The 11,654-nt window shown below is 41.1% G+C and carries 9 protein-coding genes and 1 other RNA gene; 2 read left to right on the top strand and 8 right to left on the bottom strand.

Annotated elements, in window-relative coordinates; translation table 11 throughout:
• Nucleotides 1-91: 91 nt before the first annotated feature.
• Complete coding sequence (locus KO530_RS19430) at nucleotides 92-2,752, bottom strand: TonB-dependent receptor domain-containing protein (protein WP_216050115.1); 2,661 nt, start codon at nucleotides 2,750-2,752, stop codon at nucleotides 92-94.
• Between the two features lie 664 nt (nucleotides 2,753-3,416).
• Between KO530_RS19430 and KO530_RS19425 the strand changes: the two genes are divergently transcribed.
• Nucleotides 3,417-3,689 carry a late competence development ComFB family protein gene (locus KO530_RS19425; RefSeq protein ID WP_216050114.1) on the top strand — a complete coding sequence of 91 codons (273 nt, stop codon included), beginning with the start codon at nucleotides 3,417-3,419 and terminating at the stop codon, nucleotides 3,687-3,689.
• A gap of 40 nt (nucleotides 3,690-3,729) precedes the next feature.
• Here the strand turns inward: KO530_RS19425 and ffs are convergent.
• Both ffs and KO530_RS19415 read right to left on the bottom strand, forming a co-directional pair.
• An RNA gene (gene ffs / locus KO530_RS19420) (signal recognition particle sRNA small type) lies at nucleotides 3,730-3,826 on the bottom strand.
• Nucleotides 3,827-4,002: 176 nt separating this feature from the next.
• Nucleotides 4,003-5,055, bottom strand: coding sequence for a Glu/Leu/Phe/Val dehydrogenase dimerization domain-containing protein (locus KO530_RS19415; protein ID WP_216050113.1), 1,053 nt, complete (start codon nucleotides 5,053-5,055; stop codon nucleotides 4,003-4,005).
• 222 nt (nucleotides 5,056-5,277) lie between these two features.
• Between KO530_RS19415 and KO530_RS19410 the strand changes: the two genes are divergently transcribed.
• Nucleotides 5,278-5,745 (top strand): Lrp/AsnC family transcriptional regulator, encoded by a 468-nt coding sequence (locus KO530_RS19410; RefSeq protein WP_216050112.1) that lies wholly within the window; start codon nucleotides 5,278-5,280, stop codon nucleotides 5,743-5,745.
• Between the two features lie 7 nt (nucleotides 5,746-5,752).
• On the opposite strand, the gene maiA is transcribed toward KO530_RS19410, so the two are convergent.
• The 5 genes from maiA to tyrR form a co-directional block, all read right to left on the bottom strand.
• The gene (gene maiA / locus KO530_RS19405) at nucleotides 5,753-6,406 is read right to left on the bottom strand and encodes a maleylacetoacetate isomerase (protein WP_216050111.1); all 654 of its coding nucleotides are present in this window, start codon (nucleotides 6,404-6,406) and stop codon (nucleotides 5,753-5,755) included.
• Nucleotides 6,407-6,455: 49 nt separating this feature from the next.
• Complete coding sequence (locus tag KO530_RS19400) at nucleotides 6,456-7,475, bottom strand: fumarylacetoacetate hydrolase family protein (protein WP_216050110.1); 1,020 nt, start codon at nucleotides 7,473-7,475, stop codon at nucleotides 6,456-6,458.
• Between the two features lie 19 nt (nucleotides 7,476-7,494).
• Complete coding sequence (locus KO530_RS19395) at nucleotides 7,495-8,637, bottom strand: homogentisate 1,2-dioxygenase (protein ID WP_216050109.1); 1,143 nt, start codon at nucleotides 8,635-8,637, stop codon at nucleotides 7,495-7,497.
• Nucleotides 8,630-9,727, bottom strand: coding sequence for a 4-hydroxyphenylpyruvate dioxygenase (hppD, locus tag KO530_RS19390; protein WP_216050108.1), 1,098 nt, complete (start codon nucleotides 9,725-9,727; stop codon nucleotides 8,630-8,632). The genes KO530_RS19395 and hppD overlap by 8 nt, the downstream gene beginning before the upstream one ends.
• A gap of 206 nt (nucleotides 9,728-9,933) precedes the next feature.
• On the bottom strand, nucleotides 9,934-11,490 hold the full coding sequence (gene tyrR / locus KO530_RS19385; RefSeq protein ID WP_216050107.1) for a transcriptional regulator TyrR: 1,557 nt from the start codon (nucleotides 11,488-11,490) through the stop codon (nucleotides 9,934-9,936).
• Nucleotides 11,491-11,654: the final 164 nt, after the last annotated feature.

The following is an 11,654-nucleotide window of genomic DNA, read 5'->3' as shown; positions in this document are numbered from 1 at the left end:
ACCTCACTATAAATTTTCAATAAAAAAGGCCGATATAAATCGGCCTTTTCAATTTTAACACTTGGTTTCTAGCGTATTAGAAACTATCGAATTAGAAGCTAATTGTATAGTTTATACGGTAGTCACGACCAAAGTTGTTATACAAGTCTTGGTCATCCCAAGTACCTGCAGAAGACAACACTGGATCTTCGTCAGTCAAGTTGTTAACAGTTAGGGTAATCGCACCATACTCACCAGCGTTATACGTGTAAGTTACGTTGTGGATTAACCAGCTATCAAGCTTACCTGAAGTTAACCATACACTGTTGTCAGTAGTAACATCGTCATCTGGGTCAGATAAAACTTCTGCTTCAGTAGTACTGTCAGTGTAAGTAGCATTCCAAGCTAGAGAATGATCGCCAATAGACCAAGAAACTGTAGCTACAGATTTGAACTCTGGTTGTCCAGACCAACCCGCAGTATCAACAGTAACGCCACCCAACTCTTCTTCATAGGTCAAGATAAAGCTGTTAACGTTGTTGAAGCGGAAATCACCGAATTCAGTTTCAAACATACCAGTGAAAGTTAAATCAACACCTTCAATTTCAAAACCAGTTCCGTTGAAATAACCAGTACCAGCTTCTAGCAAACGACCGCCATCTGCGCCGTCAACACGAATTAAGTAGAATGTGTCGCTATCAACGTCGTCGCCAGGTGATTTAGCTGTAATCAAACCAGCCGCTTCATCAAGTAAAAGACTATCAACAGTTTTAGTTTGGATAACGTTATCGATAGATAGCTTGAAGTAATCTACTTTAACAGCAAATTCATCAGTTACATCCCAAACTACACCAAGGTTCACATAATCAGATTCTTCAGCACCTAGCGAAGAGTTTGATTTGTAGTAAGTATCGAATTGACCTTCGTTACAGTTAACAGCTTCTATGCCGTTAGCTTCACATTGACGGTAATCGGTTGCAGCTTCAGCACTAAATGTTGTAGCAGCATTCAATTCATCCAAGCCAGGAGCACGGAAAGATTCAGAATAAGATGCACGAAGTACAACGCCATCTGCTACTTCCCAACGAGCTTTAACAGAAGGAGAAACGTTATCACCAAAATCTGAGTAATCATCGTAACGAACAGCGAAGTTAACTTCCACTTCGTCAGTTACTGGTAAAATTGACTCATAGAACAAAGAAGTGATATCACGCTCACCTTGAGCACTGTTACCAGCAGAACCACCGATTAGACCAGCTTCAGACTGACCGTCGTAAATATCTGCATAAGTTTGTTCCATATATTCAGCACCAAAATAGTGAGCTACAGCGCCACCATTTAGTTCGAACATATCAAAGCCGATACCAGCATACCATTGGTTAAACGTTGACTTAGAGTTTTGCAAAGTAGTTGCTTTCATGTTTGCAACACCTTCTTCAGAACCTAGGTCGATATCGTTAGCTTCATTGTAAGCTAGACCGCCGTAGCTTAAGTAGTACTCACCAACAGATTTGTTGTCAGCAACGTTATTGTGGAAGTAAACTTCCCAAGATGCGTCATTCCAATCAAGGTTACCACGAAGACCAGTAGTATAATCTTGGTTGTAGTCATCAACGTTACCGTCACGAGTACCGATATCAACCCAACGGAAATAACCGAATACTTCTTCGCCGTAAGGGTTATGAGGGCTATCAGCAGGTACGCCATTCCAAGGAGCAGCTGGAGGAGCATAACGTCCGAAAGAACTGTTTTGTACAAACATTGCTTGACCGAACCATTCAATGTCTTCAGCAACTTCATAGTTAGCGTTTACGTATACTGTATTACGGTCAACAGATGCTGTGTTGAAAGAAACGTTAGCATAACCATAGAAACAACCAGTTGAACCTGGGCTATATGCTTGGTCAGCGTTTGCTTTGATAAACGCATCGCCATATTCGGAGATTAGGTCATCACAGATAAGAGACGCTTGCATTTGGCTGCCATCTGGTGAAACTAAGTTAGCACCGTAGAAAGAATAACCGCTTGTCTCTTCATACTGAATTACACCGTCGCCGTTTAGGTCAGATGCTTTTGCTTTAGTATAATCACGAGCACCGTCAGAGATACCTTTACGCTCTTGGTGATCGAAAGCAAATGTGATGTTACCTTTATCGTTAGACACACCGCCTACGATTGAGAATTCTTTAGAAGTTGTGCCTTCGTCGTTATCACGGTGACCTAAACCACCAGAGAAAGTCAAACCTTCATAGTCATCTTTCAAGATAACGTTTACAACACCAGCCATTGCGTCAGAACCGTATACCGCTGAAGCACCTTCAGTCATGATATCGATACGCTCAACAGCAGCAAAAGGAATTGCGTTAAGGTTAGCAGAAGCACCACCTAGCGTAGGTGAACCTGGGAAACGACGGCCGTTTAATAGAACTAGAGTACGTCGAGAACCAGCACCACGAAGGTTAATTGTTGCTTGTGATTGCGCAGAGCTACCAGAACGCTCTGAGAAAGAACCGAACGAGTTCAAAGAACTGCTACGAAGTGCGTCAGCAACTGAGAAGTCACCTTCCATTTTAATATCAGCAGCGCTGATAGAAATAACAGGTGATGCACCTTCAAGGTCGGTACGTTGGATACGAGAACCGGTTACAGAGATTTTCTCTACGCCAGCTGAATCTTGAGCAACAGCTGTTGCAGGAGCCAATACTGCTGTTGAAGCAGCACCGACAGCTAGAGCCATGCGAATTGACTTCGCTAACTTTGAATTTGTATACATGTATGTCTCCCTGGACCACTATTAAATAGTGTTAGTTTTGTCGCTTATGCGACTTTTTATTAGTAAGGTAGTGAACCTCGCACTGAATAATAAACACATCGTAGTGCTGTGGTCAACTCGTTGTATTAGCCTATTACATAAAAGTTCAATATATTTCATAAGGGAATAAGTAACTAAAAGTTTACGCTTTCAATAGTGGTTAATTTGAAAATATTTACTTGATTTAATAACAACCAAGTATTTCAAATAGAATTCTATTCAATTTATTAAGTACCTACCTATATAACCAAGCCACCACCCCAATAGTAAAAGCCGACAACTGAACAACGTAAACCCTTGATATTATATAAAATAATTTTATTTCCAGATTTTGCAAGCGGGGCTTTTTTAAGTGTTTTTTAATTTGAAATAGGTCAATTTCAATACTCAGATATTATTAATCGCCCCTTATTTATATAAGATTAAACGGGTGTTAAAAGCGTGTTAACAGCAGGTTTGCTCATCAAAATTTATTTTTTACTGATTTGGACAGGCTAATTCAGCTGATTATTGATATTGATTATTATTTGTTCACACCACTGTGTTAGAAGAAAAGCGGTTGGTAATATTAATTGATTCAACTAAGCTAGAGCTTCATAGGATATTTAGGTGAGAACAAGCAATAATGAAACTAGATGATGACATCCATAATTATTATGAACATCTTATTTTAGAAAGAATCGAATCAATGGATCTAACGTCCAACAAATCCTCAGACTATATAGCTGACTTATGTTGCCTAGCGCTGAATCAACTTCCACCAAGATACATACGTTTCGACGTAGACATGTCTTTTTATCTTCCACAAAATGAACGTCAGCAAATGGAAATGAATGTAGTTAATGCGGTATCTAAAGCAATGAGCTACTTAGATAATCCTAAACCAGAAAAGTCTTAATGCTTGGACTAAATAAAAGAAGGGGGAAAGTTGGGTGGCGGCCCCTCAGCCACATTCCGGCACATGAGTCGTCTGCTACGGCTGCTCCCTTCCGGGCCTGACCGATTTCACAGAGTATCATTGCGGAAGGACCAAAAGGCCACCATAGAAACTCGAATTCAGTAACCTTAATAAGAATTAAGAGTCATTGAATCGGCGCGCATTATGACCAAAGCCGTATTAATATGCAAGGTTGAATTCACCTACTTACAACTAGTTGCTGAATTTTCATCCTACAAGTTAGCAAAAGCCACATTGCGCACTGTGCAATTGATTATTCTGATAGAAAGCGTTCTTCAGCCATCCGATTAGAAATCACATTGGTTGGTTGCTGTTCTGCTTCCGCGCGTTCATATATTTGCGTTAACGTATCAGCTATACCTTCAATGTGGCTGCGCATCGCTTCTGCAGTGCTGAGCATACGTTGGTGGTAAATGTCGATAACACCACCAGCATTAATAACGTAATCAGGGGCATAGAGCACGCCTTTTTCACGCAATAGCTCCCCCATCGACTCCCGCGCCAATTGATTATTTGCCGCACCAGCAATGACTTTCGCTTTTATTCTGTTCAAGGTTTGTTGATTGACAGATGCTCCCATGGCACAAGGCGCATAAACATCCACATCAAGATCAAAAATGTCATCCGGACTAACCGCTGTTGCTGCAAACTTTTCAACGGCCAAATTAACATTATCAGGATAGATATCCGTCACATAGAGTTCTGCGCCATGCTGATATAGATGCTCAGCTAAACGAAAACCCACATGTCCCATCCCCTGAACTGCTACTTTTACCCCTTTTAAATCCGAACCTAACGCATATTTAACTGACGCTTCCAAACCTTTAAACACACCGTAAGCTGTAGAAGGCGCTGGGTTACCATCGGCTTCACCACCGTCAACACGGTACTTTGCTTGAATTCCAGACACATGAGCCGTATTTTCAGCCATGATCTTAATGTCAGATACCGCAATACCAGAATCTTCAGCAGTGATGTAACGTCCGCCCATTTGCTCAACAAAGGTTCCCATAGCCGCCATCAGCTCGGGACTTTTTTGTTTTCGGGGATCACCTATGATGACCGCTTTGCCACCGCCCAACTTTAATTGCGCCATGGCTGCCTTATAGGTCATCCCTTTTGATAATCTCAGTACATCATTGAGTGCTTCTTCACTGCTTGCATAAGGCCACATTCTGCAACCACCTAGAGACGGACCAAGGTTTGTATTATGCACCGCAATAATTGCCTGCAAACCGGTTTTTTTGTCTTTAAAAAACGCCACTTGTTCATGGCCATCAAATTCTAAGTGATCGAACACTGACATTGTGAAACCCTATAAATAGATTGTTATTTTTCAGTATAGTAGCGCAACGTGCTGAGGATATGTTTTGCTAAGATTTTTACACTGACAGAAAAGACGCAATCCTGTAACGATTGGATTCCAACATTTAGGATAATTATCCTAGTATCTTCTCTTGAAAAAGATAGAGATTTTGCGCATGCTCCACTATTAAATAAAATAATCCACTTTTGACAAGACCACCTTATGAAGTTTGATAAATTTGACCGTGAAATTCTACGAGTTTTACAAAAAGACGCCACTGTATCTATGGCCGAATTGAGCCAAAAAGTAGGCCTGTCTCACACGCCTTGTTGGCGTCGCGTAAAACGCATGGAAGCCGATGGTATTATCAAGCAGAAAGTTACTATCTTAGATAACAAAAAACTCAACCTTGGGGTATCCGTATTTATTTATGTGACCTTGAAAAATCACGATGGTGAGTCCCTCAACGAATTTGAAGCTTCAGTGCAAAGCATCGATGAAATTGTTGAATGTCACACCACCAGTGGTGACAAAGATTATTTATTAAAAGTCATTGTTGAGAGTATTGAAGAATATGAACATTTACTCAAAAGTAAGCTCACTAACTTGCCTTTAGTTGATCATCTTAGCTCTACGTTTGCCCTCAAACAGGTTAAGAACACCACAGAGCTACCAATTAAAAACATATAAGTTCAACTTACATAGCATCAACCTGGTTTTCAGGTTTGGCATCGATAAATGCCTGTAGTTGGTTACAATTGTTAGCGACACGCTGAATCAAAGGGAACTGATTCATGTCTACACCATATCGTTCAGCGTTGTAAACCTGAGGAATTAAAAATACATCAGCCATGCTCAGATCGAATCCAAAACAATAATCAGCAACGGTATTCGTCAGTCTTTTTTCAATTCCTTTGAAACCCGTTTCAATCCAATGTTTACACCATTTTGCCGTGTCTTTATCATTAGCTTGAAAAGTTGTTTTCAGGTGGCGCAATATTCGCAGGTTAGTAACCGGTTGCACATCACAAGCAATATCCTGAGCAAATGCGCGCACTCTCGCCCTGTCTAAACGATGAATAGGTACTAATTTTACCGGCTCTTCATAACGTTCATCGATATATTCAATAATCGCCATCGATTGATTGAGAAAAATATCTTCATCGTCGTCTACAAAAGTTGGAACCAACTGGGCTGGATTGAGAGCTGTGTATTGCTCACTAAATTGCGAACCACCATCTTTTGCTAAGTTAACCGGCACATAAGTATATTCTAGTTGTTTTATATTAAGTGCAATTCGAGCTCTATATGAAGCAGATGAACGCCAATAACCATGTAAATATAAACTCACTTGTTTCTCCTCGAAGCAACGATATATGCAAATGTCATAGATTCAGGTATTAACATAACTCAGCCTCAACAATTTGTTGTTCGATGCTGCCGAATATATTGTTTCCATGCTCGTCTTTCATTTCAATTTTGATGTGATCACCAAACTTCATAAATTCAGTGCTAGGCTCGCCATCTCGAATGGTTTCGATCATCCGCACTTCTGCAATACAAGAATAGCCCACACCACCTTCAGCAATGCTAGTCCCGTATTCGGTGCCTTGCTTGTTAGAGACTGTGCCCGAACCAATTATAGTCCCAGCACTCAAATTACGACTTTTGGCTGCATGGGCAACTAACTGGGAAAAGTCGAAAGTCATATCAACACCGGCTTGAGGGCAGCCAAATAGTTCGTGGTTATATTCAGAGATCAGTGGCAAATGTACTTTATTATCAACCCATTTATCAGCCAATTCATCAGGCGTAACGGCCACAGGCGAAAAAGCAGAAGCAGGTTTGGATTGAAAGAAGCCAAAACCTTTGGCTAACTCGCCAGGAATTAACCCACGCAGAGAAACATCATTAACTAACATAATTAATTTAATATGTTGCCCCGCGTTTTCAGGAAGTGTTCCCATGGGCACATCATCAGTGACTATTGCCACCTCAGCTTCAAAGTCTATTCCCCATTTATCACTGGGTAATGGAACATCGTCGGTTGGGCCAATAAAGTCGTCAGAGCCACCTTGATACATTAGCGGATCATTCCAAAAACTCTCTGGAATCTCAGCACCTCTGGCTTTTCGAACTAACTCCACATGATTAACATAAGCGCTTCCATCTGCCCATTGGTAAGCTCTAGGAAGAGGAGACTTACATTTTTTACTGTCAAAGGGCAAGGTATCTGTGAGCTTTGAGGCATTTAATTGTTGATATACTGATTCGAGTTTAGGGCTTGTCTGCGCCCAATCATCCAAAGCCTGTTGCATAGTGCTAGCAATTTCAGTCACTAAAACACATTGGGTTAGCGTTTTATTTACCACCACTAGTTGACCGTCGCGGCTGGCATTTTTATAACTTGCTAATTTCATGGCAATCCTTTTTAAATAATTATTTCACTTGCCAACTATTTACATAGTCGGGGTTTTCAACCAATGAAGATATTTCAGAAACTTCCAAAGCGTCCCTCGTATCCAACATCACAGCCACTTCATCAGTGAAGGTTTTTTTATGCGCTTTGCCAGCAGCAAATGCTTTAGGATGCGGTCCGTGAGTAAAACCAGCAGGGTGAAAAGTCACCATACCTTTTTCGATATTGTCACGGGAGAAAAAGTCACCTTGGTGATAAAACAAGACTTCATCGTAGTCGTCATTGTTATGGTAGAACGGCACTTTCAATGCACCTGGATCACTTTCTATTGGTCTTGGAACGAAGGTACAAATAACAAACCTACTTGCAACAAAGGTGGTGTGGGCCGAAGGCGGTAAATGATATCGATGGCTCATTAATGGTCGAATATCTCGCCAGTTAATGCGCACTACGCTCAAATCACCGTGCCAGCCTACCGCATCGAGGGGGTTAAATGGGTAAGTCACTTCGGATATTTGATTGTGGCGCTTTATTTCCACTTGCCATCTTTGTTCGCTGTATTGCGCTTTGAATTTTTGGTTTATCCCAGGGACATCTAACATCCCAGCGTCAAAAATAGCATGGGGACCAACCAAGCCTTTTTCAGGCAATTGATAGCTATCGTTGGTCGCTTCAATCATCAGAATCTGCATATCTGAATCAGGTTCAATACGCCACAAAGTTGCACGAGGAATGACCACGTAATCGCCCTGAGTTATACTCAAATGTCCATAATCACAATATAATTGCCCTGCTCCTTGATGAATAAATAACAATTCATCACCGTCGGCATTTCTGGCTAATTTTTGCATTGCTGTGTGACAATGCCACATACGATATCGACAATGGGCATTGAATAATATTTCAGCAGCGCTCCACGGAGAATTTCCGTTCATCTCAACATTTTTGTGTTGCAACAAATTTAAATCAAACGCCCTTGGCCGCAATGGACCTTGCCATTCAATCCAACCGGTCGGTGCATGGGTGTGATGCAAATGTGTGGCTGGTCCAAAAAATCCGTTGCGGCCAATTTCCCGTTCAAAAATAGCTTGTTCGGGAAAATCAGCATGGGCTTGGCGCGAGCAAGTTCCCTCTTGCCGAGGAAAATGAATCCATTTACGCATCAGATTTTTCACCGTTATTTTCGATCACACCTCGTCTAATTTGATCTTGTTCAATTGATTCAAACAAAGCTTTGAAATTGCCTTCCCCGAAACCTTCATTACCTTTGCGTTGAATGATTTCAAAAAATACGGGACCAATCACAGTGTCAGTAAAAATCTGTAACAAAATCCCATCTTTCATTGGCGCACCATCGATCAGTATTTTCAGCTCTTGCAAGGTCGCGAGATCTTCACCGTGCCCCTCTACTCTGTTATTTACATTCTCATAATAGGTATCAGGAGTATCCATAAATTTAAGACCGCGGGCTTTCAAGGTTCGCACGGTTTCATAAATATCTTCGGTAGACAAAGCGATATGCTGGATCCCTTCGCCATTGTATTCGCGGATGAACTCTTCAATTTGAGATTTATCATCTGATGATTCGTTAATAGGGATACGTATTTTGCCGCAAGGAGACGTCATGGCTTTGCTGACTAATCCGGTCAATTTGCCTTCAATATCAAAATAACGAATTTCTCTAAAGTTACCTATACGCTCATAAAAATTCGCCCAAACCGCCATATTCCCGCGTTTAACGTTGTGGGTAAGATGGTCAAGTACAGCTAAACCAGCATTGGCACTTTGCATACGCTCTTGCCAATCCGGATAGAACTTGAAATCAATGTTATAAATTGACTCATCACCGTAGCGATCGACAAAGTACAGAGTACTTTCGCCAATCCCATAAACTGCTGGGATATTTAATTCCATCGCCCCCAAATTACCAACAAATTGCTTAGCACCATTTTTCACGGCATGCTGCAATGCTTTGCCTGCATCTTTGACGCGAAATGCCATGCCACAAACACTAGGACCACGTAACCGAGCAAATTCCTCTGCTTGCGACGCGGGCTCTGCATTGACAATAAAATTGATATCACCTTGTTTGAACAACCAAACACGTTTGGAACGATGCTGTGCAACTTCTGCAAAACCCAGCGATAGGAATAAATCTTTAAGATCCTGAATGCCCTTATCATCAGCTGCGGTGTATTCCACAAATTCGAAGCCGTCACAATGCAAAGGGTTATAATGAATGTCTGTTGTCATAGGTATTTCTCGCAAAAGTTAAACAAGTAGATGTCTATACTTAAGCCTATTATTTAGCAGAACAGAAGTATCTGCTTTACAATAGCTTTTTACTGAAAACCTCAAAATTTGTAACGTAATTTTTACATTTACCTGCAGGCATTAAAAAGCCGCTAAAAAGCGGCTGTTTATGTCAACAAAAATGAACAGTACAAAAATAACTGTACCTAAATTTTTACAGTCTTCTTATTGATGCCATATTCGCGTAATTTGTTTGCAATTGCGGTATGGCTCAAACCTAACTTTTTAGCAAGTTGACGAGTGCTGGGATAAAACGGATAGAGCCGTCGTAACAAGCTTTTCTCGTATCGCTTCACTTCTTCTTCCAACGAGCCTTCGAACTCTTCAGGGATAAAGTTTAGGTTTGTTGAACTGCTCGGCAGTTGAATATGCTCCTTGCACATTTCATTACCTTCCAGCAAAGACAATGCGCGATAAAGGGCGTTTTCAAGTTGCCTAACGTTACCTGGCCAAGAGTAAGATTGTAAATAATCGACACATGACTTACTTAATTTAGGCGCTCGACGACCCAATTTCATGCAATGTTGCTTAATGAAGCGATCAGCTAAGGGAATGATATCGGATTTTCGTTCACGCAACGAAGGCACGGTTAAACTCAACACATTGAGACGATAATAGAGGTCTTCTCTAAACTGCCCTTCTTCAACTAACTTAGCCAAATCTTTTTGAGTTGTACAAACGATTCTGACGTCAACAGTCACCTCGTTGCTATCTCCAACCCTGCGAAATGTTCCATTTTGCAGTACTCGCAGTAACTTAGACTGTAAGTGATCTGACATATCCCCTACTTCATCTAAGAAAAGAGTTCCACCTTTGGCTTGTTCCAAAATCCCCGCTTTACCTTCGGTTTGACCAAATTCTCCTGGGGCATAGCCAAATAACTCTGTTTCAGCCACATTATCCGGTAATGATGCACAATTGAGCGGCAGAAATTGCCCACTGGCTCGACGACTTGCCTCATGGCAGGCTCTTGCTAGCATTTCTTTGCCCGTTCCTGTTTCGCCGAAAATCAAAATAGGCCCATCTAATTCGGCCATCCGAGTGGCTTCTTTGACGACCTTTTTCATTACATTGCTGCTGGCCTGCACAGAGGCGAAACTATCATTGCTGATTTGGTGGAATACGGTAAGTTGTTGCTCCAATCTAAATTCAGATTTAAGCATTAGCAAAGCGCCGGCTAAAATAGACGAGCCACCAGCATCCGGTATCATGACAGGCAATATATCAGCTAAAAAATCTTGTTCTAAAAAACTAACTTTCTGGGTCTGTGCGGTAGCAGGATTCCCTTCAAACCATTTTTGAAAAGTAAAACCACGCACAAATTCGCCAATCTCTTCACCCAACAAACTTTCAGAGCTTTGTTCGACACTTGCGGTAACGGCTTCGTTAACCAGCAAAATACGCCCTCTAGTATCTAAAGAAAATATGGGATCGGGTAGAGTTTGCAGCAATGCGCGAAGCTGATTTTGCTCCCTTTCTATTGGCATGAAAGGCGTTGTTTTAACGTCTTCAATGCCTTTAATACGCCGGATTTCTGGCATAAACTGCTGAAAATCCTCAAACTTAATATTCGGGAAGTTTAAGAAAATTTTTCCCGCAATATCAATTTCAATGCCACGTAAATCAATTTCGTAATTAACTAATATGTCTAATACATCTTGCGCTATGCCCAATCTGTCCTGACAAATAATTTCCAATCGCATGGGGTCACGATCCATAATAAAAGGTGTAAAGATATTATTACAAATTATAGGGGTTGTCTTCAAATTCAGTGAGGTGGGTAACCTAAATTTAAGACAAAAGGTGAAAAACGCTCCAGTTTTAACATGAAGCGTTATTTTTAATAGAAAGTATCATTATCAACCAA

The sequence above is a fragment of the Aliiglaciecola lipolytica genome (assembly GCF_018860635.1).
Classification (GTDB): domain Bacteria; phylum Pseudomonadota; class Gammaproteobacteria; order Enterobacterales; family Alteromonadaceae; genus Aliiglaciecola; species Aliiglaciecola lipolytica_A.
This window is presented reverse-complemented; position numbering and strand designations above follow the sequence as displayed.